Raw genomic sequence first — 26,643 nt, 5'->3', positions numbered from 1 at the left:
TAGAGAAATGTCGGCGGGGTGTTGTACGGTCTTTTCTGTAGCGACCACTAGAAAAACGTGGAGGGGGGCGCCGGCATGGGCGTGCTCAGCGGCAGGACGGCATTGGTCACGGGAGCGAGCAGGGGAATCGGGCGCGGCATCGCGGAGCGGCTGGGGCGGGACGGAGCCCGGGTCGCGGTGCACTACGGACGCCACGAGAAGGCGGCCGAGAAGACGGTCGCCGCGATCGAGGAGGCGGGCGGCAGCGCGTTCGCGATCAGGGCGGAGCTGGGCATGCCGGGGGACGCCGAGCACCTGTGGGAGGAGTTCGACCGGCACGCGGACGGCCTGGACATCCTGGTGAACAACGCCGGAATCGGCGCCTCGCGACCGTTCGCCGACATCGACGAGCAGGAGTTCGACCGGCTGTTCGCAGTGAATGTGAAGGCGCCGCACTTCATCGTCCAGCTCGGCGCGAAGCGACTGCGGGACGGCGGACGGGTGGTGAACATATCGTCCGGCCTCGCCCGCTCCGCCGCGATGCCGCACCTCATGGCCTACTCGATGACCAAGGCGGCCCTCGACGTCTTCACCCGGGACCTCTCCAAGGAACTGGGCTCCCGGGGCATCACGGTCAACTCGGTCGCGCCCGGCATCATCGACACCGACATGAACGCCCGCTGGCTGCGCGCGAGCGACGAGGCGAGGGAGGGTGCCGCCGCGCGCTCGGCGCTGGGGCGGGTGGGTGCGCCCGCCGACATCGCCGACGCGGTGGCCTTCCTCGCCTCGGACGACGGCCGCTGGGTGACGGGGCACTGGCTGGACGCGACGGGGGGTTCCCTGACCTGAGGCGAACCGGCGTACTCACGCCCAGCTCTCCCTCAGTGCGTCTCGGTCACCTTCGCCAGGGCGCGGGGCGCGTCCGGGTCCTGGCCGCGGGCGATGGTGACCTCGTAGGCCAGCAACTGGAGCGGGATGATCTCCAGGATCGGCTGGACCTCCTCGGCGACCCCTTCCGTGGGTAGGACGAACCCGGCGGAGGCCTGTTCGACCTGTCCCTCGGGCCCGATGACGACCAGGTCGGCACCCCGGCCGCGCAACCGGTCCAGCACGGGCTGCAGCGCCTGCCCGCCCCTGCCGTCGGTGACGACCGCGATGACCGGGGAGACGTTGTCCACCATGGCGAGGGGACCGTGCAGGAGATCGGCTCCGGAGTAGGAGAGGGCGGGGATGTAGCTGGTCTCCATCAGCTTGAGGGCAGCCTCCTTGGCCGTGGGGTAGCCGTAGCCGCGCGAGGTGATGACCATCCGCTCGGCGAAGCGATAGCGGGCGGCGAGGGCGCGGACCTCGTCCTGCCGGGCGAGGAGCTGCTCGGCGAGGTCGGGCAGCACCTTGGCGGGGGCGCCGTCACCGCCGCGCAGGCCTTCGACGAAGAGATAGAGAGCGAGGAGGGAGGCCGTGTAGGTCTTGGTGGCCGGGAGGGCCTTCTCCGGTCCGGCCAGGATGTCGATGTGGTACTCGGAGACGCCGGCCAGTGGGGAGTCCGGGTTGTTGGTCACGGCGAGGGTGATGGCGCCGGCGGCACGGGCGGCCCGGGTGGAGGCGACCAGGTCCGGGGAGCCGCCGGACTGGCTGACGGTCACGACGAGGACATCGGTGAGGTCGGGGCGGGCCCCGTAGGCCGTGGTGGTCGACATGGAGGTGAGGCCGCAGGGCAGGCCCAGGCGGATTTCGAGGAGGTACTTGGCGTACAGGGCGGCGTTGTCGGAGGTGCCGCGGGCGGTCAGCAGGACGAAGCGGGGCCGGCGGGCGGCGATCTCCTGGGCCACCTGCCGGACGGCCGGGGCTCCCTCGTCCAGGATCCTGCGGAGCACGGCGGGCTGTTCGGCCATCTCGCGGGCCATGATCCGGCCCGGGCGGTCGACGAGGGGGTCCGGAGTCGTGACGGTCATGGTGAGTCCTCCCGGGGCGCGCGGGGCGCTGTGGGTCGCTGCCGGCTCGGTGTCGGAACGTCGACGGGTCCTATTTCACCCCTTGGGAAGGGGCGCCGCCCGTGCGGGGTCGATGTTAGATTGGTCTAAACCACATAGACCTTCCAGCCCTCTCCAGAACGGCAGGCCCAGCGTGGAAGTTGTCATCGTTCCGGACGCCGAGGCGGGTGGCGAGCTGATCGCCGAGGCCATGGCCCAGTTGCTGCGGCGCAAGCCCGAAGCGCTGCTCGGTGTGGCCACCGGCTCGACCCCGCTGCCCATCTACCAGGCGCTGACGGCCAAGGTGCGCTCCGGTGCGGTGGACACCTCGCGGGCCCGGATCGCACAGCTCGACGAGTACGTGGGGCTGCCCGCGGAGCACCCGGAGTCCTACCGCTCGGTGCTGCGGCGGGAGGTGCTGGAGCCGCTCGGGATAGGGATGGCCGCCTTCATGGGGCCGGACGGCACGGCGCAGGACGTGCGGGCGGCGTGCGAGGCGTACGAAAGGGTGCTCGCCGAGGCCGGCGGGGTGGACCTGCAGCTGCTCGGGATCGGGACCGACGGGCACATCGGGTTCAACGAGCCGTGCTCCTCGCTCGCCTCGCGCACTCGGATCAAGACGCTGACCGAGCAGACCCGGATCGACAACGCGCGCTTCTTCGACGGCGACATCGAGCAGGTGCCGCACCACGTCATCACCCAGGGCATAGGCACGATCCTGGAGGCGCGGCACCTGGTGCTGCTCGCCACCGGCGAGGGCAAGGCGGACGCGGTCGCCGCGACCGTGGAGGGACCGGTGGCCGCGGTCTGCCCGGCTTCCGCCCTTCAACTGCACCCGCACGCGACCGTGGTCGTCGACGAGGCGGCCGCGTCCAAGCTGAAGCTGGCCGACTACTTCCGGCACACCTACGTCAACAAGCCGGACTGGCAGGGGATCTGACCTTCTCGGCATGCCGGAAGGCGCCGGACTCCCCCGCGGGGTCCGGCGCCTTCCGGCAATGTGGGCAGGGTCCTGCGCCCGGGCTACACGCCGGCGATGACCTCCGCCGCCGCACGGCCGCAGACCCGGGCCGCGCCGTGCGTGGCGATGTGCAGGGCGCCGCGTGGCGGGGACTGGGGGACGCCCATCTCGACCACGATGGTGTCCGGGCGGGCCGCCAGGAGGGTGCCGAGGGCCGCGCCCATCCACGGGTGCCGGTGCTCGTCGCGGACGACGGCCACGATGCGGCGGTCGCCCGCCGCGACCAGCGCCGCCGCTGCCGCGTCCTGTCCCGCGAAGCTCCCCGTCTCCGTGCCGGGCAGCAGCCGGCCCAGCTCCGCGGCGACGCCCCAGGGGGTCTCGTCGCCGACGGCGATGTTCGCGACGGGGGTGAAGGCGGCTACGTAGGGGGCCGAGGCCGGGGGCGCGTACGGGTCGGCTCGGGTGACGGTGAGCGCGCGTCGGGCGGCGACGAGGCCGACGTCGGCCCGTGCGGTGGCGGCGGGCTCGTCGGTGGCGGCCGACGCCGTCCAGCGCGCGAGAGCGCGGACCCGCTGCGCCGCGTCCGCCAGCCGTTCCTCGGGGAGTTCGCCGGAGCGGACCGCCGTGACGAGGGCGTCCCGCAGGCGCCGTACCGTCTCGTCGTCGGCGAGGCCGCCGCCCACGCAGATGGCGTCGGCGCCCGCGGCGATGGCGAGGACGCTGCCGCGTTCGATGCCGTAGGTGGCGGCGATGGCCTGCATCTCCATGCCGTCGGTGACGATCAGGCCGTCGTAGCCGAGCTCGCCGCGCAGCAGTTCGGTGAGCACCCGGCGGGACAGGGTCGCCGGGTGGTCCGGGTCCAGGGCCGGGACCAGGATGTGGGCGCTCATCACGGCCCGGGTGCCGGCCTCGATCGCGGCGCGGAAGGGGGCCAGTTCGCGGGAGGCGAGCAGTGTGGCGTCCGCGTCGATGCGGGGCAGGGCGTGGTGGGAGTCGACGGCCGTGTCGCCGTGGCCGGGGAAGTGCTTGGTGCAGGCGGCGACCCCGGCGGACTGCAGGCCGGTGACATAGGCCGCCGTGTGCCGGGCGACCAGGTCGGTGTCGGCGCCGAAGGAGCGGACGCCGATGACCGGGTTGGCGGGGTTGGAGTTGACGTCCGCGGACGGGGCCCAGTTGAGGTTGACGCCGCAGGCCGCGAGGCGGCGGCCCAGTTCGAGGGCCACCTCCCGGGTCAGCTCGACGTCGTCGACCGCGCCGAGGGCGTGGTTGCCGGGGAAGGAGGAACCGGTCCGCACCTCCAGGCGGGTCACGTCCCCGCCCTCCTCGTCGATCGCGACCAGGACGTCGTCCCGTTCCGCCCGCAACTGGGCGGTCAGGTCGGACAGTTGCTCCGGCGAGGTGATGTTGCGGCCGAACAGGCCCACGGACGCCAGGCCTTCGCCGAGGCGGCGCAGCAGCCAGTCGGGGGCCGTGGTGCCGGGGAAGCCGGGCTGGAGGACGGTGAGGGCGTCGCGCGTCAGGCCGTCCTTGGAATTGGACGCAGTGGTACCGCTGGCGAATGTCGTCATCGAGTGGCGTTATCCCTTCACGGCGCCCGCGGTCAGGCCCGCGGCCATCTTGCGCTGGACGAGGAGGAAGAGGACGACGATCGGCACGGCCATCATGGTGGAACCGGCCATCATCGGGGCGTATTCGGTGCCGTGCTTGGTGGTGAAGTTGCCGAGCCACACGGTCGCGGTCTGGTGCTCCTGGCTGAGCAGCATCAGGGCGTACAGATACTCGTTCCAGGCCTGGATGAAGCCGTAGACCGAGGTGGCGACCATGCCGGGGGCGAGAAGGGGGAAGACGACGCGGATGAAGGCGCCGGTGCGGGAGCAGCCGTCCACCATCGCGGCCTCCTCCAGCTCCCTGGGGATGTTGACGATGAATCCGCGCAGCGTCCACACCGTGAAGGGGAGGATGAAGGTCAGATAGGTGATGATCAGGCCGGAGAGCTTGTCGTACTGGTCGAGGTCGTTCAGCAGCAGGAAGACCGGGATGATCATGGCGACCAGCGGCACCATCTGCACCGCCAGGATGCCCACGATCACGATCTTGCGGCCGCGGAAGGCGAACCGGGAGATGGCGAGCGCGGCCAGCATGCCGACGACGATGCCGATCGCCACCACGGTCAGGGACACGATCAGGCTGCGGCCGACCGGGCCCCAGAAGTCGGCGATGTCCAGTGCCCGGCGGAAGTTGCCGAGCGTGAGGCCCGTGGGCAGCAGGCTCGGGTCCGGGTCGATGGCGTCCTTCGCGGGCTTGAACGCCGTGTTGACCATCCAGTAGACGGGGAAGCCCGCGGTGACGAAGACGAGCAGACCGAGGAGGTTCCAGCCGAGCCTCGGCCGGCGGCGCGCCTGGGGAGCGAGGGCACTCATTCGACCTCTCCGATCTTCAGCATCTGACGCATGTAGACGGCGACCACCGCGAGCAGCAGCACCACGGTGATCAGGGCGATCGCCGAGCCCTGCGCGTAGTCGTTGACCACGAAGGCGCGGTCGTAGGAGTAGGTGGTGAGGAGCTGGAACTCGGCCTCCGGATGGTTGTTGCGCATCACGAAGACCTGCGGGAAGACACCCATGTCCCAGATGACCGACAGGGTCGTGAGCATCACGATGATCGGCTTGAGGATGGGCAGGGTGACATACCGGAAGACGCCCCAGGAGCCCGCGCCGTCCAGCCGGGCCGCCTCCTCCAGTTCCTTGGGGACCTGGGTGAGACCGGCGCTGAGCGTGATGACCACGAAGGGGACCGCTCCCCAGACCACCAGGAGCATGATCACGGCCAGCCCCTCGGGCCCGCTCGCGAACCAGTTGTGCCCGATCAGGTCGACGCCCGGCAGCTTGCTCAGCAGGGCGTTGAGGATGCCGTAGTCGGCGTCGAAGAGCCACTTGAAGACCGTGGTGGCGACGATGACGGGCATGCCCCAGCTGGCCACCAGCGCGATGTTGACGAGGGTCTTCACCCAGCCGGAGACCCGCTGGAGCAGCAGGGCGACCAGCATGCCGAGGACCATCGTGAAGACGACCGAGCCGACCGCGAACACCACCGTGCGCACGACGACCTGCCAGAACTCGCCGTCGCCGAGCACCTTGGAGAAGTTGGCGAACCCGACCGACTCGGCCGGCTTGAAGCCCCACAGCTGGGACTGCCCGAACTCCTGGAAGGACAGGGTGACCAGCCGGACCAGCGGATAGCCCATCACCAGGGCGAGGATCAGCAGACACGGCGCGAGCAGCAGCCAGGGGGTCGCCGCCCCGCTCGACGTCCGCTTTCCCCTTGGCCGTTGCGGGACGTCGGGTGGTGGCGCCTGCCGCGGCGGCGGCACCTTGGCGGGGGTGGTCGTGTCTGCGGCACTCATCGCGCGCTCCTCAGCGGTCCCTCGGGTCGTACGAGAAGCGGGGCCCTGCCGGCGGACAGGGCCCCGATCTCAGGTCACTTGGTGTTGATGACCTTGTCGATCGCGGCGTCCGCGTCCTTCGCGGCGGCCTCGACCGACTTCTTGCCGGTGCCGATGTTCTGCAGCATGGTCTGCAGGACCTGGGCCTTCTCGACCTGGCCCCAGCCGGGGGCCATCGGGACGAACCAGTTGGACTCGGCCGCGGTGGCCGGGACGAGGGTCGCCGGGTCGTTCTTCAGGGTGGCGAGGTCCGTCTTGTTGTTGGGCAGGTTGCCCTTGGCCATCAGGCCCTTCTGGCCTTCGGGACCGGTGAAGGCGTTGATCCACTCGGCGGCGACGCCCTGGGCCTTGGACTTCACCGGGACGGCGAGGTCGGAGCCGCCCAGGAAGACCGGCAGGTTCTTGCCGGACGGGCCGGGCATCACGAAGTTCTCGAGGTTGTCCTTGAGCTTGCCGGTCTTGTCGTTCTTCGGGTCGGCCGCGGTCGCGCCCTCCCAGGCCGCACCGAAGATCAGGTCCGACTTGCCCTGGCCGTAGACGATGTAGCGGTCGGACTCGTCCTTGGTCTTGTCGCCGTGCATGTACTTGTCGAGGACGGTCTTGAACTCCTTCAGGCCCTTGAGGGACTCGGGCGAGGAGAGGTTGGCCTTCCACTGGCCGCCGGACTCGACGGCGATGGAGCCGCCGGCGTCGTAGACGAAGGACATGGCCGCGTACCAGTCACGGGTGGGCTGGTACCAGGCGTTGAACTTGGCGCCCTGCTTCTTCTGGATCTTGTCCAGGTCGGAGGTCAGCTCCGTGTAGGTCTTCGGGGGCGCCTTGATGCCGGACGCGGCCGCGATGTCCTTGCGCCAGGTGCCGACCCGGCCGCCGGCGTAGTACGGCACGCCGTAGGTCTTGCCGTCGTACGTCACGGAGGCCTTGAGGCCGTCCAGCCAGGCGGAGGAGTTGTCGAACTGCGCGGCGTCGACGGGTGCGAAGGCGCCCTTGACCATGTAGCCGAGCATCTCGGTGTTGCCCATCTCGACCACGTCGGGGGCCTTGTCGGTGGCGAGGACGGCGTCCAGCTTGGTGTTCTTGTCCGGCCAGCCGTAGTACTCGTGCTTGATCTTGATACCGGGGTGCTTCTTCTGCACGGCGGCGTCGGCCGCCTTGACCAGGTTGGGCCAGTTGTTCTGGGCGTCCACGGTGAGCCAGACGGTCAGCTCCTTGGCGTCCGACCCCTGTGCCTTGCCGTCGTCCTTCTTGTCACTGCCACACGCCGCGATGGAGACGACCATGCCCGCGATACCGATCGCGGCTATCAGCTTGCGCTTCACGCCACCCTCCTCAGGGATGCCACAAACCCCCCTGCCTCCCCGCGGTGACCGTCGACGCGTCGTACCGCCCATGGGGCCGGGACCTGGACCAATGGTGTAGACCAGTACCCGGAGCTTGGCCCAGACCAATAGGCCTGTCAAGGGTGTTCAAGCGGGCTCCGGACGTCCGTGATGGGACCGAGATATGCAGGGACCTTTCATTCCTCAAGCGACAGATCGGACGGACCAGTTCCGGTGGACCACTGAGACCGGGACCCCTGATGGACTAGACCAACGGGGGGCGCAAAGGTATACAGGGAGATCACGGAGCGTGCGGGTGGACCCCTGTCACACGAAGCCGTGCCACGATGTGAGCCGGGACCGATGGAACGTCGGTCGCTTCGGCATACGGAGCCGGGAAGGCAGAGCATGAGCACCGACGTCAGCAGTGCGGAGAACGAGGCTGGGGCGACCGTCCGTACCGCGCGCGTGCCCAAGTACTACCGCTTGAAGAAGCACCTGCTCGACATGACGGAGACGCTGCCGCCGGGCACGCCGGTCCCGCCGGAGCGCACGCTCGCGGCCGAGTTCGACACCTCGCGCACCACCGTCCGCCAGGCCCTCCAGGAGCTGGTCGTCGAGGGCCGGCTGGAGCGCATCCAGGGCAAGGGCACCTTCGTCGCCAAGCCGAAGGTCTCCCAGGCGCTGCAACTCACCTCCTACACGGAGGACATGCGAGCCCAGGGCCTGGAGCCGACCTCCCAGCTGCTGGACATCGGCTACATCACCGCCGACGACCGGCTCGCCGAACTGCTCGACATCACGGCCGGCGGGCGGGTGCTCCGCATCGAGCGGCTGCGCATGGCCAACGCCGAGCCGATGGCCATCGAGACGACCCACCTCTCGGCCAAGCGCTTCCCGGCGCTGCGCAGGTCGCTCGTCAAGTACACGTCCCTCTACACCGCGCTCGCCGAGGTGTACGACGTCCACCTCGCGGAGGCCGAGGAGACCATCGAGACCTCCCTGGCCACCCCGCGCGAGGCGGGCCTGCTCGGCACCGACGTGGGCCTGCCGATGCTGATGCTCTCCCGCCACTCCCTGGACCGGGAGGGCAAGCCGGTGGAATGGGTGCGGTCGGTCTACCGCGGCGACCGTTACAAGTTCGTGGCCCGCCTCAAGCGTCCCGCCGAGTGACGCCCGGCCCGGCTCAAACGGCTGGTGCGTAACGGGAGTTGACCGACTGGTCCGCGTGCGACCGTCTTGTGTGGGGGTTGCGCCGCCGCTGTGGCGACTTCTGCACAGAATCAACATGCCGATATGAGGATGCGGTCTTCCTCTTGTGTGACGGCGTCGCCTAGATTGCCTGCGCATTACACGTGTGATCAGTGGTGATCTGCGAGGGGACGGAGTCGCAAGATGTCGGATGCCTCGGATGTGACCGGAGCGGCGGTGGTGACGCCCTTGCGCGTCGTCATCGCCCTCTGTCTGATCGCGCCCTTCGTGGCGATGCTGTGGGTCGGCTCCTACGCCAAGGCGGACCCCGAGTTCATCGGGATCCCGTTCTTCTACTGGTACCAGATGCTGTGGGTGGTCATCTCCACCGCGCTGACGATGACCGCGTACAAGCTGTGGCAGCGTGACCAGCGCACCCGCGCGGCCGCCCGGCGGAGCGGGGGTGCGTCGAAGTGAAGGACGGCGTGAACGGCGTCGCGCTCGGCGTCTTCGTCTTCTTCTTCCTGGCCGTCACGGTCATGGGCTTCCTGGCCGCCCGCTGGCGCAGGGCCGACAACGAGCACAGCCTCGACGAATGGGGCCTGGGCGGACGGTCGTTCGGCACCTGGGTCACCTGGTTCCTGCTCGGCGGCGACCTGTACACGGCGTACACCTTCGTCGCCGTACCGGCGGCGATCTACGCGGCGGGCGCGGCCGGCTTCTTCGCCGTGCCGTACACGATCCTCGTCTACCCGCTGATCTTCATGTTCCTCCCGCGCCTGTGGTCGGTGTCCCACCGGCACGGCTATGTGACGACCTCGGACTTCGTGCGCGGCCGCTTCGGCTCGAAGGGCCTGTCACTGGCGGTGGCGGTCACCGGAATCCTGGCGACCATGCCGTACATCGCGCTCCAACTGGTCGGCATCCAGGCCGTCCTCGACGTGATGGGCGTCGGCGGCGGCGAGAGCACCCACTGGTTCGTGAAGGACCTGCCGCTGCTGATCGCCTTCGGCGTGCTGGCCGCGTACACCTACTCCTCGGGCCTGCGCGCGCCCGCCCTGATCGCGTTCGTGAAGGACGCGCTGATCTACATCGTCATCGCGGTGGCGATCATCTACATCCCCATCAAGCTGGGTGGCTTCGACGACATCTTCACCAAGGCGAGCGAGGCGTTCAGCCAGGTCAACCCGGCGACCGGCAAGCCGCGCGGCGCCCTGACCCCGCCGGAGGCCGGCCAGTGGACGTACGCCACGCTGGCCCTGGGCTCCGCGCTCGCGCTCTTCATGTATCCGCACTCGATCACCGCGACGCTCTCCTCGAAGAGCCGTGACGTGATCCGCCGCAACACCACGATCCTGCCGCTGTACTCCCTCATGCTCGGCCTGCTGGCCCTGCTGGGCTTCATGGCGATCGCGGCGGGCATCAAGGTGCAGAACGGCCAGCTGGCCATCCCGCAGCTGTTCGAGAACATGTTCCCGGACTGGTTCGCGGGCGTGGCCTTCGCGGCGATCGGCATCGGCGCCCTCGTCCCCGCGGCCATCATGTCCATCGCGGCCGCGAACCTGTTCACCCGCAACATCTACAAGGACTTCATCAAGCCGGACGCCACGCCCGCGCAGGAGACCAAGGTCTCCAAACTGGTCTCCCTCCTGGTGAAGGTGGGCGCCCTGGTCTTCGTGCTGACGATGGACAAGACGGTCGCCATCAACTTCCAGCTGCTCGGCGGCATCTGGATCCTGCAGACCTTCCCGGCCCTGGTCGGCGGCCTGTTCACCCGCTGGTTCCACCGCTGGGCGCTGCTCGCGGGCTGGGCGGTCGGCATGGTGTACGGCACCGTCGCCGCGTACGGCGTCGCCTCGCCGACGCAGAAGCACTTCGGCGGCTCGGCCAAGGAGATCCCGGGCATCGGGGAGATCGGCTACATCGGCCTCACCGCCTCTGTGCTCAACGTGGCCGTCACGGTGGTGCTGACCTTCGCCCTGAAGGCACTGAAGGCCCCCGAGGGCGTCGACGAGACCAGCCCGGCGGACTACACGGCGGACGCCGGCGACCCGGGCGTCCAGGTGGAGCTGCCGCCGGCGACCGCGGACGCCGACCACTGACGACGCCGGCCGCCGAGGACGCCGGTCACTGAGCGGACAAGAACGGGCCGCCGGAGAAAATCCGGCGGCCCGTTGTCGTACCCGTCCTGCACACTCGGTCCCATGGACATCGAGATCAGGCGGACGGCTCCGGACGAGTACGGCACCCTGGGCGAGATCACCGCCCAGGCCTATCTCCAGGACGGCCTCCTCGACTTCGGGGAGAGCGACGGTTACGTCGGCGAGCTCAGAGACGTGGCCAAGCGCGCGGCCGCCGCGGAGGTGCTGGTCGCCGTGGCGGACGGCGAAGTGCTCGGCGGCGTCACCTTCGTGCCGGCAGGCGGGCCCATGGCCGACATCGCCCGCGCCGGAGAGGCCGAGATACGGATGCTCGCGGTCGGCCACGCGGCACGCAGCCGCGGTGTCGGGGAGGCCCTGGTGCGCGCCTGTGTCGACCGCGCACGGGCCACACCGGGCTGCGTGCGGATCGTGCTGTCCACCCAGCGCTCCATGCTGGCCGCCCATCGCATCTACGAACGCATGGGCTTCGTGCGCACACCCGAGCGGGACTGGAATCCCCTCCCCCACCTCGACGACATCACTCTCCTCACCTACGAGTTGACACTCTGAGACCGCCACGACACAACATCTGGGGGTGACACGACAGCCCGGCACTAGATGTATGCTCATGCTCGCTGTCGCCGCAGGGGAATCCGGTGCGAATCCGGAACTGTCCCGCAACGGTGTACTTGCGCGTATCCGCCCCCCGGGGTGATGCGCGCTCGCGTCAGTCCGAGGACCTGCCGACAGTGCGCCCGGCCGTCCGGTCCGGGTGCCCCGACGTCCGGGCCTCGTGGAGTGGGCCGGTGGACGAGACGCCGCGTGCGCTCGTGTGCCGCCCCCTGCCCTGCGCAAGGCCCCCGTGCCGAGCCTGGGAGAGCCCCACGTGACCATCGCGCCAGCCGAACCGGCTTCAGCGACACGCCTGGAGACCGACGGTCCCGGTGCCGCGCTGCTGCGGACCCTGACCGAGCTGACCGCCGACCTGCCCGACGCCGACCCCGGCCGGGTCGCCGCCGCCGCGCTGCGCGGCCGCTCCGCCCGGGCGGACGAGTCGGAGCTGCGCGAGCTTGCCACGGAGGCGGCCGCCGGCCTCATCTCCGAGGACCCGGCCTACTCCCGGCTGGCCGCCAGGCTGCTGACCCTCTCCATCCGCGACGAGGCCGCCTCGCAGGGCGTGACGTCCTTCACCGGGTCCGTCGCCGTGGGGCACCGCGAGGGGCTGATCGCCGACCACACCGCCGCGTTCGTACGACTCCACGCCGAGCGGCTCGACGCGCTGGTCGACCCGGCCGCCGACGACCGCTTCGGCTACTTCGGCCTGCGCACCCTGCACAGCCGTTACCTGCTGCGCCACCCCATCACCCGCAAGGTCGTCGAGACGCCCCAGCACTTCATGCTGCGGGTCGCCGCGGGTCTCGCCGAGGACGACTCCGCCCGCTCCGTAGACGAAGTCGCCGCGCTCTACGGGCTCATGAGCCGCCTCGACTATCTGCCCTCCTCCCCCACGCTCTTCAACTCCGGCACGCGGCACCCGCAGATGTCGTCCTGCTACCTCCTCGACTCCCCGCTGGACGAGCTGGACTCCATCTACGACCGCTACCACCAGGTGGCCCGGCTCTCGAAGCACGCCGGTGGCATCGGGCTGTCGTACTCCCGCATCCGCAGCCGTGGTTCGCTGATCCGCGGCACCAACGGGCACTCCAACGGCATCGTCCCGTTCCTCAAGACCCTCGACGCCTCCGTCGCCGCCGTGAACCAGGGCGGCCGGCGCAAGGGCGCGGCCGCGGTCTATCTGGAGACCTGGCACTCCGACATCGAGGAGTTCCTGGAGCTGCGCGACAACACCGGCGAGGACGCCCGCCGTACGCACAACCTCAACCTCGCGCACTGGATCCCGGACGAGTTCATGCGCCGGGTCGACGCCGACGAGCGGTGGTCGCTGTTCTCCCCCTCGGACGTGCCGGAGCTGGTCGACCTGTGGGGCGCGGAGTTCGACGCCGTGTACCGCAAGGCGGAGGCGGACGGGCTCGCGAAGAAGACCATCCCCGCCCGTGACCTCTACGGCCGCATGATGCGCACCCTGGCGCAGACCGGCAACGGCTGGATGACCTTCAAGGACGCCGCCAACCGCACCGCCAACCAGACGGCCGAGCCGGGCCATGTCGTCCACTCCTCCAACCTCTGCACGGAGATCCTGGAGGTCACCGACGACGGGGAGACGGCGGTCTGCAACCTGGGGTCGGTCAACCTCGGCGCGTTCGTCGTCGACGGCGACATCGACTGGGAGCGGCTGGACGAGACGGTCCGCACGGCCGTCACCTTCCTCGACCGTGTCGTCGACATCAACTTCTACCCGACCGAGCAGGCCGGCCGGTCCAACGCCAAGTGGCGTCCCGTCGGCCTCGGTGCGATGGGCCTGCAGGACGTCTTCTTCAAGCTGCGGCTGCCGTTCGACTCGCCCGGGGCACGCGCCCTGTCGACCCGGATCGCCGAGCGCATCATGCTCGCCGCGTACGAGGCCTCCGCCGACCTCGCCGAGCGCAGTGGCCCGCTCCCCGCCTGGGAGAAGACCCGCACGGCCAGGGGCGTCCTGCACCCCGACCACTACGGCGCCGAGCTCTCCTGGCCGGAGCGCTGGGCCGCCCTGCGCGAGCGGATCGCCGCCGTCGGCATGCGCAACTCGCTGCTCCTCGCGATCGCGCCGACCGCCACGATCGCCTCGATCGCGGGCGTGTACGAGTGCATCGAGCCGCAGGTCTCCAACCTCTTCAAGCGCGAGACCCTGTCGGGCGAGTTCCTCCAGGTCAACTCGTACCTGGTGAAGGACCTCAAGGAGCTGGGCGTCTGGGACGCCCGCACCCGTGAGGCGCTGCGCGACTCGGGCGGCTCGGTGCAGGACTTCGCGTGGATCCCGGCCGACGTACGGACGCTGTACCGCACGGCGTGGGAGATCCCGCAGCGCGGACTGATCGACATGGCCGCGGACCGGACCCCGTTCCTCGACCAGTCGCAGTCCCTGAACCTCTTCATGGAGACGCCGACCATCGGCAAGCTCTCCTCGATGTACGCGTACGCCTGGAAGCAGGGTCTGAAGACGACGTACTACCTGCGCTCGCGCCCGGCGACCCGCATCGCCCGCGCCGCCCAGGCGCAGCCGCAGGCGTCCATCCCCGTCCAGCAGGTCGCCGACCCCGAGGCGGTCGCCTGCTCCCTTGAGAACCCCGAGTCCTGCGAGGCCTGCCAGTGATGTCCAGCCGTAACACCAACCTGCTCGACCCGGGCTTCGAGCTGACTCTCCGCCCGATGCGCTACCCCGACTTCTACGAGCGCTACCGGGACGCGATCAAGAACACCTGGACCGTGGAGGAGGTCGACCTCCACTCGGACGTCGCCGACCTCGCGAAGCTGACGCCGGGTGAGCAGCATCTGATCGGGCGTCTGGTCGCGTTCTTCGCGACGGGCGACTCGATCGTGGCCAACAACCTGGTGCTGACCCTGTACAAGCACATCAACTCGCCCGAGGCGCGGCTCTATCTGAGCCGGCAGCTCTTCGAGGAGGCCGTGCACGTCCAGTTCTATCTGACGCTCCTGGACACCTATCTCCCCGACCCGGAGGACCGCGCCGCGGCCTTCGCTGCCGTGGAGAAGATCCCCTCCATCCGCGAGAAGGCCGCGTTCTGCTTCAAGTGGATGGACTCGGTGGAGAAGCTGGAGCGCCTGGAGACGAAGGCCGACCGCCGGCGCTTCCTGCTCAACCTCATCTGCTTCGCCGCGTGCATCGAGGGCCTGTTCTTCTACGGCGCCTTCGCCTACGTCTACTGGTTCCGCAGCCGGGGTCTGCTGCACGGTCTGGCCACCGGCACCAACTGGGTGTTCCGCGACGAGACGATGCACATGTCCTTCGCCTTCGAGGTGGTGGACACCGTCCGCAAGGAGGAGCCGGACCTCTTCGACGAGGAGCTTCAGCAGCAGGTCACCGACATGCTGAGGGAGGCCGTCGCGGCCGAGCTGCAGTTCGCGCGCGACCTGTGCGGTGACGGCCTCCCGGGCATGAACACCGAGTCGATGCGGCAGTACCTGGAGTGCGTCGCCGACCAGCGGCTGAGCCGCCTCGGCTTCGCTCCGGTGTACGGCTCCGAGAACCCCTTCTCCTTCATGGAGCTCCAGGGGGTTCAGGAGCTGACCAACTTCTTCGAGCGGCGTCCCTCGGCGTACCAGGTGGCGGTGGAGGGCACCGTCGACCTGGACGAGGACTTCTGATCCCGTCCTGCCTCCCCGGTCTCCCGGGCCTCCCTGAGCTGTCGGTCGATGCGCCGGTCGCGCACGATGCCGATCAGTGAGGGGAGGACCAGGAGGACCAGGATCCCGAGGGCGACGGTCATTCCGATCAGGGCTTCTGTCTGCGCTGTAGTCATGTCACCACTGTCGCGCCGAATACTCCTTACAAACAGTGGCAGGACTGCCGCACACCCTCGAATTGCTGCCACTTCCGAGGCACACTGGACGCATGCTGAGGAACGTGGCCGCCGTCCTGCTCGACGGTGTGCATCCCTTTGAACTCGGAGTCGTCTGCGAGGTGTTCGGCCTCGACCGCAGCGACGAGGGGCTGCCGGTGTACGACTTCGCCGTGGTCTCGGCGGAGGGTCCGGCACTGAGCACCCATGTCGGCGGGCTCACCGTCTCCACGCCGTACGGCCTCGACCGGCTGGAGGAGGCCGATCTGATCGCCGTACCGGCCTCCGACGCGAACGTCGGGCGTGACTATCCGCCCGAGCTGCTCGCCGCCCTGCGCCGGGCCGTGGACCGGGGCGCCCGGGTGCTCAGCGTCTGCTCCGGCGTCTTCGTGCTGGGCGCCGCCGGACTGCTCGACGGACGGCGCTGCGCCGCGCACTGGCGGCACGCGGACGTGCTCGCCCGGCGCTTCCCGCGCACCCGCGTCGAACCGGACGTCCTGTACGTCGACGAGGACCCGGTGATCACCTCCGCCGGCACCGCGGCCGGGATCGACGCCTGTCTGCACATCGTGCGCAAGGAACAGGGGCCCGAGGTCGCCAACAAGATCGCCCGGCGGATGGTGGTACCGCCGCACCGGGACGGCGGACAGGCGCAGTACATCGAACGTCCGCTGCCCCGGAACTCGTGCGACACGGTCGGCGAGGTACTGGTGTGGATGGAGCAGCACCTCGACGAGGAGGTGACCGTCGAGCAGCTGGCCGCCCGCGCCCTCATGGCACCGCGCACCTTCGCGCGCCGCTTCCAGCAGGAGACGGGCACCACGCCCTACCGCTGGATCCTGCGCCAACGCGTGCTGCTGGCACAGGAGTTGCTGGAGGGCACGGACGAGACGGTGGACACCGTCGCCGCGCGCACCGGGTTCGGCACGGCGGCCGCGCTGCGCCATCAGTTCGTACGGGCCCTGGGGACCACCCCCAACGCCTACCGGCGCGCGTTCCGGGGCCCGCAGGCCGCCTGAGCGCGCACCGGCAACAGGGGCATCACCACGGCACTGGCTTCAGCAGCAGCCGGTGCGGACGGAGCGTGATGCCCACGCGGGTCGCGTCGTTCGACCCGTCGACCTGCTCGAAGCGGTACTTCGCCGACAGTGCCGCCGTGATCAGGGTGAGCTGGGCCATGGAGAAGTGGTCGCTTGGGCACTTGCGATTGCCCACGCTGAACGGGCTCATGGCGTATTTCGGTACGTCCTTGGCGCGTTCCGGCGACCAGCGGTCGGGGTCGAAGTCGAGGTTGTGCGCGTAGGACCGGCCGTCGCGCTGGATGGCGTACGGGCTGTAGACGATGTCCGCCCCGGCCGGAATGCGATAGCCGCCGAGCGCGGTGTCGGTCACCGCGCGTCGCGTCAATATCCATACGGCGGGACGCAAACGCATCGCCTCGACGACGACATTGTTCGTGTGCGTGAGCTTCCGTACGTCTCCGAATCCGACGGGCCGGCCGCCGGTCACGGATTCGACCTCGGTACGTACCTTCTCGGCGTGTTCCGGATGTTCGGCGAGCACCTGGAGCAGCCACATGATCGTGGAGGCGACGGTTTCGCTTCCGGGGGTGAGTATCGCGACGACCTGGTCGTGGATCTCCTGTTCCCCGATGGGCGCGCCATTCTCGTCCTTCGCCGCCAGCAATGCCGTCAGCAAATCGTCCGGCTTATGACCGGACGCCCGGCGCTCGGCGACGATCTCGTCGACGAGCAGATGCAAATCGGCCAGGGCCCGGTTGAATTTCCGGTTGGGCGGCAGCGGCAGCCGGTAGAGCGGTCCGAGCGGGACGACCATCCGGCGGTACATACCGCGGAAGACGGTCGCGAGCGCGACGCACAGCCGCTCGGCGCGCTCGTCCATGTACTCGCCGCGCAGCAGACAGCGGGCCGCGATCCGCACGGCGACCCGGAAGGACTCGGAGGTGCAGTCGACCGTCTCGCCGGGCCGCCAGCGCTCGGTCAGCCCGTGCGCCTCCTCCTCCATGATCGGCCCGTACGCGGGTATGGCGTCGAGCCTGAACGCGGGCTGGATGGTGCGTCGCTGGCGCCGGTGCCGGGGGCCGTTCGCGGTGGCCACGCCCTCCTTGCCGAGCAGGCCTTCGAGGGACTCCCACAGCGGCCCGTCGATCTTGTAGTCGGGGCTCAGCGCCATTGCGCCGGTGAGCGCGGGGGTGGTGACGGCGTACACCGTCTTCGGGCCGAGCCTCAGCCGTACGACGTCACCGTGCTCGCGCAGCCCGGCCATGAAGGCCAGCGGGTCGCGGACCAGTTGCCAGCCGTGGCCGAGGACCGGGACGCCACCCCCCGCGAGGGGCGGCTCACTCAACTCGGGCACCTCGGGTGCCGCGGGCTTCACCGACTCGACGGTCATTTCTCACCTGCCGCTTCGTTGTTGACGTACGGGGGCGTGGACCTGTCGTCCCAGCTGTCGACCATGTACCGGCCGGACTCGTGGTGGAACCAGTAGACGGAACTGAACCAGTTCCGCATATTGCAGAGGCAGGACCGTACGGCGGCACCCAGTTCCTTTCCGGGCACGGTTCCGTCGTCGAGCCGGTCGGCGAACCGCAGACCGACCATTTCGGCTTCGAGAAACTCCTCCACGCATTTCTCGATGCGCCGCCGAAGTTTGACGACCGCCTCTTCCAGAGTCAGGCCCTCATGGGTGATGAGACTGATTCCGAGATTGTGGACCTCCTCGCCCGCTATTTCCTTCGGGAGCGAGCAGAGGTCGTTGTACCAGGCGGCGAATTCCTGGCTCAGCAGCGCCGGACGACGGTATGCCGGGTGTTTCCGCACGGCGTCCGGGAGTTCGCATCCGGCGCTCGGCTCCAGCAGGTCCGTCCATATCCAGTGTGCGAAGGTCAGGCGCCGCAGGGCGAGATACTCCTCCACCCCGGGGACGTATCCCCTGACGCGATTGCGGAACTCCCGGTCGTACGCCTCGATCACCGCGTGGAAGTGCCGGGCGAACCGGGCGTTCCAGGTCCGGGGAAGGAAGGAGTACAACCGCCGCACGCTGTCCGCGAATCCCGCCACCACCGGGTCCGGATGGGACTCGTGGGGCCCGGGTGAGTCGAGGGCCGCGTGTAAGCGGAACCTGAGCCGCCGCCACTCGTCGGTGCGGCCGTGGACGATGTCGCGGTCGTGGCGGTCGTCCCAGACGAAGAACCACGCGCTGTAGTCGGCTATGGCCTGCAGGACGTCGTCGGGGGCGCCTATGTAGTAGCCCGCCATGAGGTCGGTGTAGCACAGGCCATCGGCATATTCCTGCACCTTGTCCGCCGGCATGAGCCGCTTTTCCAGGAGCCAGAGGCGGGTCTTCTCCTGTAGTCGCGGCCAATACGGGTGCAGTTGCCGGGGAAACGCCGACTCGATCAACGGCAGAGCCAGCGTCGGCGGGACCGGGACCGCCGCCGGCATCCATGTGGTGCTGTGTGGGAAAGCATGCACGAACAAACCCCTCTCAGCCGCCAGAAGCACACACCCCTCTCACCGTGCCGGGCGTGCGCCGTTGCGTATCCCCGCACTTCCCATTCAGCACCACAACTGACCGCTCTGGGAACGGATTTGCTTCACTCACTACCCCACCGTGCCGAGAATCCCCCCTTGTGTGACTGAATGCGAATTGCTAGATGCGCACAAAAGATCGAATATGCGACGCATAGACGGTGTGAAGCCGGACATAAACGAACGACGCCTGATCAGGAACGTTCCTGATCAGGCGTCACGGAGGTGTGCGCGGGCCTCAGTCGTTGGCGACCACGGGATAGCGCGGCTCGTTCTCGGCCATCTGCCGCAGCGCGTCCTTGCGCTCGCGCTTCGACAGACGGTCGATGTACAGGTAGCCGTAGAGGTGGTCGGTCTCGTGCTGCAAACAGCGTGCGAAGTAGCCGGTGCCGCGGACCTTGATCGGGTTGCCCTTCTCGTCCTGCCCGGTCACCTCGGCGTAGTCCGGGCGGGCGAGCGGCGCGTAGGCGGTCGGCACGGACAGGCAGCCCTCGTTGCTGTCGTCCAGGCGGCGCTTGTCGGCGGGCAGGTCGACCAGCTTCGGGTTGCACACCACGCCGACGTGCCGGGCGCCCTCGTCGTCCTGGCAGTCGTAGACGAAGACCTTCAGGTCGACGCCGATCTGGTTGGCGGCCAGGCCCACGCCCTCGGCGGTGCGCTGGCTGGTGAACATGTCCGCGACCAGCTGGTCGAGCTCCTCGCCGAACTCGGTGACGTCCTTGCACTCCTTGTGCAGCACCGGGTTCCCGACGACCGTGATCGGCCGCGAGGTGCCACGCTCACGCCAGGCGTTCTCACGCTCCTCCGCGTCCTCGGTGTCGATGACGAAGCCCTCGTCGTCCACGGGGAGCACGCCCGCGTGCTGCTGATCGGTGTCCTGCTGCGCCATGACCGACGATGCCTTCCTCAAAAACAGGGGGGTGAACTTGCTGATACAGGGTACGGGGGGCGCCCCGAAAGGGGCGCGGGACAGTATCGATATGCGGCTCCGCCGCGTGGGCGCGACCAGCCACAACGAACCCGCAGCCGACAACGGTCCCTAGCAAACCTCTTCCAGATCCCGCCAGTCCCGAGAATCAGGACTGTCCGCAACCCACCCGTCCAGCAACCCCCTCACCAGCGAAGCCGGCGCAGCCACCCCGCACTCGCGCTCGGGCACCCACAGCTGCCCGTCGGTGCGGTGGCCGAGCGGCCCCGGGTGGCCGGGTTCGCTGTGGTCGTGCGGGTCGAGATGGGTGCCGTCGCCCTCGTCGGACGGCATGCGCGACTCCGAGCACATACGGCACAGCAGCCGCACGGACGACGACCAGTCCTCCGCGGCGAAGCCGGCGTCGGCGGCCAGCTGCTCCAGCGCGTCCCGGTCGGCCTCGGTCGCGGCCTCCAGCAGGACCACCCAGGTGGGGACGGGCGACGGGGCCCACAGCTCGATCTCGTCGAAGACCGGGAACGCATGCCCGGTGGCCGTGGTCCGCTCCCCGTGGGGCACCCCGTCGTGCAGTACGACCTCGCCCCAGCGTCGCCCGGACGAGGGAAGCGGAATGGACAGCACCTCGACCCGCGCCGGATCGAGCCTGCGTCCCCACACGACCTCGGCCTCGCCCTCGGGCGACAGCCGTACGGCCGCGCTGCCCAGCTCCATGCCGAGCGGCTCCCCGGAGACGGCGGCTCCGCCCGGCACCCGCAGCCCGTAGGCCTGCCAGGCCCGCCGGGCCAGCGGCCAGTCCTGCAGGGCGGTGGCGGCGATGCCGACGTTCCACCAGTCGGGTGCCCCGGTCTCCCGGTCGAGCAGCGCCACGGCCCTGAGGCCGGCGGCCCGGGCCTGCTCCCAGTCGTGCCGGAACTTGTGCAGCAGGGCGAGGTTGAACCAGGACTCCGACAGCCAGGGCTCCAGGTCGGCGGCGCGCGTCAGCAGCTCGCCCGCGTCCTCGTACCGGCCGTCGCCGATCAGCGTGAACGCGCGATCTGTGGCCTGCCGCCAGGAGGCGGAGGGCCGGTGCCGTCCCTTGCCGAAGATCCTCACGATTCCCGCCTGCCAGTTCCAGTTCCGCACAGTGGGCTGGCTTGTGCCCCCGGACACCCTCTCCCTCGCATCCAACCACGTACGGCAGGAAGGGCGCTCATTACCCATGGGTTACCCAGGAAGAGGCAGGGCCAGACAGTGCCGCCGGTCACCCACCACCACCCTGTCCGAGGCTTCCCCGGAGCTCAACGCCTGGGGAGACCCCCATCGCGCCACACCCTTGATTCCAGAGCACCCGGGCGAGCGACTCCACGACCTCGGGCGCATAGTCCCCCGCGGTGCCCAGCCGCAGCTCCTCCAGGGCCTTGAGCGGCCCGCCGGGACCCGCCTCCCGGGCCATCTCCTCATAGGCGTTCACGGCGCGTACGATCCGCGCGGCCACCGGCTGCTCCCGGTAGGGGTCGGCCTGCCGCTCCACGACCACGGCGACCGCCGCGTCCACCCCGGTCTGCCGTACGACGGCCCCGCCGAGGAGCGCTATGCGCCGCTGCTCCTCCGCGGGCAGCCCGGCGGTGGCCCCGGCCGGCACCGGGTCGACCAGGCTGAGCTGGCCGATGTCGTGCATCAGGGCCGCGTACTCCAGCACCGTCAGCTCGGTCCCGGACAACCCCAGGTCCCGGCCCACGGCGCCGCTGAGCGCGGCGACGCGACGGGCGTGCCCGGCAGGGGTGTACCCGGCGACCTCGGTGGCCCGGGCGAGTGAGGCGATGGTCTGCCGGTAGGTGGCCCGTACCGCCGCGTACCGGCGCAGGGAGAGCTGGGTGAGCAGCAGCGGCAGACAGAACACGGGCAGCGCCCACAGTCCCGCGACGGCGACCGCCAGCGCCATCACCGCGCCCGTGGCGCACACGGCGGACCCGATGCCGAGCAGCCCCCGCAGCTCGTCCCTGAGCAGCGGGCCGAACGGCCACCGGGTGCGGGAGTGCGCCTGCGCGGCCGCCAGGACCGCGTCGCACAGGGCGGTGAGCACGAGGAGGGCGAGCACCAGCAGGGCGTAGGCCGGTCCGCCCCAGGAGCCGAACACGCCCTGGCTGTAGAGGGGTTGGAAGCAGACGGCGGCGAAGCCGACGGTCAGGACGCGGCGGGCCAGCTGGTCGAGGGTGGGGCTGCGGCCCTGCCAGATGTGCGGCACGCTGCCGAGCAGGGAGGCTGCCAGGACGACGGTGACGACCTGCGCGGCACCGTGCTGGGCGGGGCGGCCGGCGACCTCGCCGAGCAGGGCGTAGGACAGCGCTCCGGCGGCCCCGACGGGCGCGGCCTCCCGCACGCGCGCGCCGGTCGCTTCGGTCCCCTCCGACCGGCCGGAGCCGAGAGCCTGGGGGAGGGAGAGCTCGCCGACGGCTATGAGGAGGCCGAAGCAGAGGGCGACTCCCCGGTCGCCGATGCCGGTCCACAGGGTGACGGCCAGGGAGACGAGGGCGAGGACGACTGCGGAGCCGGATATCAGGCGGAGCGGCGTCATCGCCCGGCTCCTGGCCGGCTCGGGACGGGTTCGGGCGGGGACGCCGCCTGCCGCGTCTCGTCGGCGGTGACGGCGGGGTGCCAGCCGTGCCGGGCCAGCGCGCGTGCCAGCGCGGCGACCATCCTGGGGTCGAACTGGGCCCCGGCGCACCGATCCAGCTCCTCCAGTGCCGTCGCGACGGGCCGGGCCCTGCGGTAGGACCGCGTGGACGTCATGGCGTCGAAGGCGTCGGCGACGGCGACCACCCGCGCGCACTCCGGGATCTGCCCGCCGGCCAGCCCGTACGGATAGCCGCTTCCGTCCAGCCGCTCGTGGTGGTGCAGGATCGCCGCGCGCGCCTCGCCGAGGAAGGAGATGCCCCGCACCACCTCGTGCCCGTATTCGGGATGCAGTTCGATGACCCGGCGCTCCTCGGGGGTGAGCGGCCCGTCCTTGCGGAGCAGCCGGGTCGGGACGCCCAGCTTCCCCACGTCGTGCAGGATCCCGGCGAAGCGCAGCACCTCGACGCGCTCGCCGTCCATGCCCAGTTCACGGGCGATCATCACGGAGGCATGTCCGACCCGCTCGCTGTGACCGCGGGTGTACCCGTCCTTGATGTCGACGGCCTGCACCAGCGCGCGGATGGTGGCCTGGTGGGCGGCCCGCTCCCGGTGGTACTGCGCGAACACCCACCAGGACACGCACATCGGCAGCAGCACGAGCAGCGCGGCGACGGGGCCGTACGGGCTGCGCCAGAGCACCGCCATCATCAGCCCGGCCAGCCCGTGCGCCGCGATCGGCGCGAGCGAGCGCGACAGCAGCCCCCGCCAGGCCCGCCGGGCCGGCACCCGCTCGACGAGGGCGAGGATCCCGCCGTCGAGCACGGCCAGCACCAGGCAGAAGACCAGCACGGCCGCCCCGGCGGGCACGAGCACATAGGGGAAGTGGGACGCCACGACCGCGTCGCGCCCGCCCAGCGCCCAGTGCACCCGGGACGCGCCCCACACCGCAAGCACCGGCTGGGCGCCCCGCCAGACGCGCCGGAGCGACGTGGACGGCTGTCCGCCGTGGGAGAGCAGGGCGGCCGGCAGGGGTACGAGCGCGGCGGCGGGCGGGGGAAGCAGAAAGGCCCCGGCGAGCAGGACGGGGTAGAAGGTGCCAGCGAACCGGCGCCGCGCGACGCGCTCGCAGGCCGCGTACAGCGCGGCGAGCAGCGCGATCACCCACCAGGGTGAGTGGGTTCCGGGCAGCGACAGCAGACAGGACAGAGCGAGAAGGGCGACACAGGCCACGTACACGCGTGCCCGTGCCGGAACCACCTCCATGACACCCCTCCCCCGACCGTGTGTGCCCAGGCTTCGGAGCCTAGGACGGGGGCCAGGGGGTCCGCGGGCCGATGACCCGCGGATTAGCACATTCGGGTGATGTCCCCAAGATCAGGACACGGATGTCCGGGCGCGGGGTCAGGACTCCTGGGGCGTGACCGGCGAGGCGGTCACGTCGTGCTCCGGCACGGTCTGGCCGGAACGGATCAGGTCGAGCCGCCCCAGGACCTTGGCGCGCAGGTCCGTCGGTACGTCGTCATGCCCGCAGCACCGCTTGACCAGCTTCTTCACGGCCTCTTCCAGGCCGTACTTCTCCAGGCACGGGGAGCACTCCTGGAAGTGCTGCTTGAACTTGTCGCGATCGACGTCCGGCATCTCACTGTCGAGGAACTCGTAGAGATGATCGAGGACCTCACTGCAGTCCGTCTCGTGCGGCTCTCCGCAGCTCATGAGCCCGAGCCTTTCGCTTCGTTCGACTCTCCGGCGCCCGCCGGGACCAGACCGCGCTCACGCGCGTAGTCCTCCAGCATGCCGCGCAGTTGACGGCGGCCCCGGTGCAGCCGGGACATCACCGTACCGATGGGTGTCCCCATGATGTCCGCGATCTCCTTGTACGCAAAGCCCTCTACGTCCGCGAGATAGACGGCGATGCGGAATTCCTCGGGGATCGCCTGCAGTGCTTCCTTGACGTCCGAGTCGGGCAGGTGGTCGAGCGCCTGCGACTCGGCGGAGCGCAGACCGGTCGACATGTGCGACTCGGCACGGGCGAGCTGCCAGTCCTCGATCTCCTCGGCCGCGCTGCGCTGGGGCTCGCGCTGCTTCTTGCGGTACGAGTTGATGAAGGTGTTGGTGAGGATCCGGTACAGCCACGCCTTGAGGTTGGTGCCCTCGCGGAACTGGTGGAAGGACGCGTACGCCTTGGCGTACGTCTCCTGCACCAGGTCCTCGGCATCGGCGGGGTTGCGCGTCATGCGCAGCGCGGCCGAGTACATCTGGTCGAGGAATTCGAGCGCGTCCCGCTCGAAGCGCGCGCTGCGCTCCGCGGTCGACTCCGCGCCCATGCCCTGGCCCTCGGGCAGCTCCGCCTGGCCGTTGTCGGTCCCTGCGTCGGTCCCAGTGACCGGACCCACCTCCTCAAGATCCCGGGCGGGACCGAAACCGGTCCCACTCGTTTCGGAGGATAGAACACGACCCGTGCCTGCCGCCGCTCGAATAGGAGTGGTCTTGGCCGCGTGCAGCACCGTCCAGTCCAGCTCAGGGCGGCTCGGGCAAATGGTCGAACCCATGCGGCGGCTTCCTCTCCAACGACGACGGTGCCGGCGGTCCAGCACTTCTGTCCGGCACAACAGCTGTCCCGGCCCCGGCATTCCCGTGCGTTACCCGAGTGACGCCGCCCACTGGACGACACCGTCCGTGATGATCTCCAGGGCCCGCTCCTGGGTGATCTCCGCGCGCTTGGGGACCGCGAAGCCGTGATCGCCGTACGGCACCCCGACCAGCTCGTACGCACCCGCGGGGAACTCGTCCGGCTTGCCGAAGGGGTCGTTTCCGCCCTGTACGACGAGCGTGGGCACCCCGGCGCCGAGCAGTTCGCCGGCGCGGGACTTCTCGGGCCTGCCCGGCGGGTGCAGCGGGAAGCTCAGCGCGAGCACGGCGTGCGCGCCCAGCTCCGTGGCGGTGCGGCAGGCGACCCGGGCGCCCGCGCTGCGGCCGCCGGAGATCACCGGCAGCTCCATCCCGGCCAGCGCGGGCCAGATGCCGCGCCAGCCGGTGTCCAGGGTCTTCGGCGCGGGCGCGAGCTTCTTGCCCGCGACCCGCCAGGGCTGCTCTACCAGGGCCACGGTCACACCGTGCTCCGGCAGCACCCGGGCGAGCGCCTGCAGGTCACGCGCCTCGATGCCGCCGCCCGCCCCATGACTCGCGGCCAGCACCAGCCGCGCCTTCCTGGCCCGGTGCCAGGTGATGCGGGCGGTACCGGCGTCGGTCTCGACAATCTCGATCACGCTAGAAGAGTGTGCCCTCTTCCGGCCCCTCCAGCTCCTTCAGCAGCTCCGGGCCGTTGTTGCGGACGTTGCTCACGGCCGTGGAGACGGGGTACGCGCGCATCAGGCCCGCCGGGGGCGGCTCCAGCAGGGAGCGCAGGTCCTCCGGGTCCGTGCGGGAGGGGTCCAGCCAGGCGTCCCAGCGGTCCTGCGTGAGCATCAGCGGCATCCGGGGGTGGATCTCGGCGAGCGAGAACGGTCCCTCGGCCGGGGCGACGGCCAGGGGGGTCGTCTCCGCCTCCGTGGTGATCACGGAACAGGTGACCCACCAGGCCTGCGGGTGGTCGTCGGGGAGGGTCTTGTCGCGCCAGAACTCGTACAGCCCGGCCATCGCGAAGACCGAGCCGTCTGCGGGCAGCACGAAGTACGGCTGCTTGCGCGGGCGCTTCTTCTTCCCCTCGGCCTCCAGGTCCCGCTCCTCCTTGCCGGTGACCCACTCGTAGTAGCCGTCGGCGGGGACGATGCAGCGCCGGGCCGCGAAGGCGCGGCGGTACGCGGGCTTCTCGTGCACGGTCTCCGCACGCGCGTTGATCATCCGGGCGCCGCCCTCGGGGGTCTTGGCCCAGGACGGCACCAGTCCCCACTTCAGCCGGCGCAGCTGGCGCACCGGCCGCGGGTCTTCGGCGTCCTTCACGGGGCGGTCGAGGACGGCGTAAACCTCCTTGGTCGGAGCCACGTTGTAGTCCGGCTCCAGGGTCTCCTCGGGCTCCCACTTCTCGACCTCGAAGATTCCCGCGAGATCCTCGGGCCGACGACTGGACGCATACCGTCCGCACATGTCACACACCCCTCCGACAACCGTTT

Annotated in this window: 24 protein-coding genes and 1 riboswitch; of the genes, 9 read left to right on the top strand and 15 right to left on the bottom strand. The window is 70.0% G+C overall.

The window, feature by feature from the left end; genetic code table 11:
- Positions 1-75 precede the first annotated feature (75 nt).
- On the top strand, positions 76-828 hold the full coding sequence (locus AB0I54_RS03290; protein ID WP_363294140.1) for a glucose 1-dehydrogenase: 753 nt from the start codon (positions 76-78) through the stop codon (positions 826-828).
- Between the two features lie 32 nt (positions 829-860).
- Here AB0I54_RS03290 and AB0I54_RS03285 read toward each other — a convergent pair whose 3' ends face one another.
- Entirely contained in the window at positions 861-1,931 is a 1,071-nt protein-coding gene (locus AB0I54_RS03285) for an SIS domain-containing protein (protein WP_363294139.1), read from the bottom strand.
- Positions 1,932-2,103: 172 nt separating this feature from the next.
- Here AB0I54_RS03285 and nagB point away from each other — a divergent pair, with 172 nt between their 5' ends.
- Positions 2,104-2,889 carry a glucosamine-6-phosphate deaminase gene (nagB, locus tag AB0I54_RS03280; RefSeq protein ID WP_363294138.1) on the top strand — a complete coding sequence of 262 codons (786 nt, stop codon included), beginning with the start codon at positions 2,104-2,106 and terminating at the stop codon, positions 2,887-2,889.
- An 83-nt stretch (positions 2,890-2,972) separates the two neighbouring features.
- On the opposite strand, the gene AB0I54_RS03275 is transcribed toward nagB, so the two are convergent.
- From AB0I54_RS03275 to AB0I54_RS03260, 4 genes are all read right to left on the bottom strand, one after another.
- Entirely contained in the window at positions 2,973-4,478 is a 1,506-nt protein-coding gene (locus AB0I54_RS03275) for a glycoside hydrolase family 3 protein (RefSeq protein ID WP_363294137.1), read from the bottom strand.
- Between the two features lie 9 nt (positions 4,479-4,487).
- Positions 4,488-5,330, bottom strand: a complete 843-nt coding sequence (locus AB0I54_RS03270; protein WP_363294136.1) for a carbohydrate ABC transporter permease — start codon at positions 5,328-5,330, stop codon at positions 4,488-4,490.
- On the bottom strand, positions 5,327-6,313 hold the full coding sequence (locus AB0I54_RS03265) for a sugar ABC transporter permease (protein ID WP_363294135.1): 987 nt from the start codon (positions 6,311-6,313) through the stop codon (positions 5,327-5,329). The genes AB0I54_RS03270 and AB0I54_RS03265 overlap by 4 nt, the downstream gene beginning before the upstream one ends.
- Positions 6,314-6,387: 74 nt before the next feature.
- Entirely contained in the window at positions 6,388-7,671 is a 1,284-nt protein-coding gene (locus AB0I54_RS03260) for an extracellular solute-binding protein (protein WP_363294134.1), read from the bottom strand.
- A 408-nt stretch (positions 7,672-8,079) separates the two neighbouring features.
- On the opposite strand from AB0I54_RS03260, the gene AB0I54_RS03255 reads away from it, so the two are divergent.
- The 7 genes from AB0I54_RS03255 to AB0I54_RS03225 all read left to right on the top strand — a co-directional run bounded on the left by AB0I54_RS03255 (position 8,080) and on the right by AB0I54_RS03225 (position 16,479).
- Positions 8,080-8,844, top strand: coding sequence for a GntR family transcriptional regulator (locus tag AB0I54_RS03255; RefSeq protein ID WP_263212408.1), 765 nt, complete (start codon positions 8,080-8,082; stop codon positions 8,842-8,844).
- A 222-nt stretch (positions 8,845-9,066) separates the two neighbouring features.
- Positions 9,067-9,339, top strand: a complete 273-nt coding sequence (locus AB0I54_RS03250; protein ID WP_363294133.1) for a DUF3311 domain-containing protein — start codon at positions 9,067-9,069, stop codon at positions 9,337-9,339.
- The gene (gene mctP, locus AB0I54_RS03245; RefSeq protein ID WP_363294132.1) at positions 9,336-10,964 is read left to right on the top strand and encodes a monocarboxylate uptake permease MctP; all 1,629 of its coding nucleotides are present in this window, start codon (positions 9,336-9,338) and stop codon (positions 10,962-10,964) included. The genes AB0I54_RS03250 and mctP overlap by 4 nt, the downstream gene beginning before the upstream one ends.
- Positions 10,965-11,066: 102 nt before the next feature.
- Positions 11,067-11,573, top strand: a complete 507-nt coding sequence (locus AB0I54_RS03240) for a GNAT family N-acetyltransferase (protein WP_363294131.1) — start codon at positions 11,067-11,069, stop codon at positions 11,571-11,573.
- A gap of 77 nt (positions 11,574-11,650) precedes the next feature.
- A riboswitch (cobalamin riboswitch) is annotated at positions 11,651-11,744 on the top strand.
- A gap of 145 nt (positions 11,745-11,889) precedes the next feature.
- Positions 11,890-14,253 (top strand): ribonucleoside-diphosphate reductase subunit alpha, encoded by a 2,364-nt coding sequence (locus AB0I54_RS03235; RefSeq protein WP_363294130.1) that lies wholly within the window; start codon positions 11,890-11,892, stop codon positions 14,251-14,253.
- Positions 14,253-15,266, top strand: coding sequence for a ribonucleotide-diphosphate reductase subunit beta (locus tag AB0I54_RS03230; protein ID WP_363294129.1), 1,014 nt, complete (start codon positions 14,253-14,255; stop codon positions 15,264-15,266). The genes AB0I54_RS03235 and AB0I54_RS03230 overlap by 1 nt, the downstream gene beginning before the upstream one ends.
- Before the next feature lie 247 nt (positions 15,267-15,513).
- Positions 15,514-16,479 carry a helix-turn-helix domain-containing protein gene (locus tag AB0I54_RS03225; RefSeq protein WP_363294128.1) on the top strand — a complete coding sequence of 322 codons (966 nt, stop codon included), beginning with the start codon at positions 15,514-15,516 and terminating at the stop codon, positions 16,477-16,479.
- Between the two features lie 22 nt (positions 16,480-16,501).
- On the opposite strand, the gene AB0I54_RS03220 is transcribed toward AB0I54_RS03225, so the two are convergent.
- From AB0I54_RS03220 to AB0I54_RS03175, 10 genes are all read right to left on the bottom strand, one after another.
- A complete protein-coding gene (locus AB0I54_RS03220; protein WP_363294127.1) occupies positions 16,502-17,872 on the bottom strand; it encodes a cytochrome P450 in 1,371 nt (456 codons plus the stop codon).
- On the bottom strand, positions 17,869-18,924 hold the full coding sequence (gene cyc1, locus AB0I54_RS03215; protein ID WP_363294126.1) for an epi-isozizaene synthase: 1,056 nt from the start codon (positions 18,922-18,924) through the stop codon (positions 17,869-17,871). The genes AB0I54_RS03220 and cyc1 overlap by 4 nt, the downstream gene beginning before the upstream one ends.
- Positions 18,925-19,249: 325 nt before the next feature.
- Positions 19,250-19,900, bottom strand: coding sequence for a peptide deformylase (gene def, locus AB0I54_RS03210; protein ID WP_363294125.1), 651 nt, complete (start codon positions 19,898-19,900; stop codon positions 19,250-19,252).
- A 150-nt stretch (positions 19,901-20,050) separates the two neighbouring features.
- Complete coding sequence (locus AB0I54_RS03205) at positions 20,051-21,031, bottom strand: hypothetical protein (RefSeq protein WP_263216682.1); 981 nt, start codon at positions 21,029-21,031, stop codon at positions 20,051-20,053.
- 148 nt (positions 21,032-21,179) lie between these two features.
- Positions 21,180-22,493, bottom strand: a complete 1,314-nt coding sequence (locus AB0I54_RS03200) for an HD domain-containing protein (RefSeq protein WP_363294124.1) — start codon at positions 22,491-22,493, stop codon at positions 21,180-21,182.
- Positions 22,490-23,797 carry an HD-GYP domain-containing protein gene (locus AB0I54_RS03195; RefSeq protein ID WP_363294123.1) on the bottom strand — a complete coding sequence of 436 codons (1,308 nt, stop codon included), beginning with the start codon at positions 23,795-23,797 and terminating at the stop codon, positions 22,490-22,492. The genes AB0I54_RS03200 and AB0I54_RS03195 overlap by 4 nt, the downstream gene beginning before the upstream one ends.
- 138 nt (positions 23,798-23,935) lie before the next feature.
- Entirely contained in the window at positions 23,936-24,247 is a 312-nt protein-coding gene (gene rsrA / locus AB0I54_RS03190) for a mycothiol system anti-sigma-R factor (RefSeq protein WP_363294122.1), read from the bottom strand.
- Complete coding sequence (sigR, locus tag AB0I54_RS03185) at positions 24,244-24,927, bottom strand: RNA polymerase sigma factor SigR (RefSeq protein WP_363294121.1); 684 nt, start codon at positions 24,925-24,927, stop codon at positions 24,244-24,246. The genes rsrA and sigR overlap by 4 nt, the downstream gene beginning before the upstream one ends.
- 246 nt (positions 24,928-25,173) lie before the next feature.
- On the bottom strand, positions 25,174-25,800 hold the full coding sequence (locus AB0I54_RS03180; protein ID WP_363294120.1) for an alpha/beta family hydrolase: 627 nt from the start codon (positions 25,798-25,800) through the stop codon (positions 25,174-25,176).
- A gap of 1 nt (position 25,801) precedes the next feature.
- Positions 25,802-26,617 (bottom strand): SOS response-associated peptidase, encoded by an 816-nt coding sequence (locus AB0I54_RS03175; RefSeq protein ID WP_363294119.1) that lies wholly within the window; start codon positions 26,615-26,617, stop codon positions 25,802-25,804.
- Positions 26,618-26,643: the final 26 nt, after the last annotated feature.

Origin of the sequence: Streptomyces sp. NPDC050625 (assembly GCF_040654755.1) — a bacterium.
GTDB lineage: Bacteria > Actinomycetota > Actinomycetes > Streptomycetales > Streptomycetaceae > Streptomyces.
Note: the sequence above shows the minus strand (reverse complement) of the source record. Positions and strands in the feature narration are given on the sequence as shown.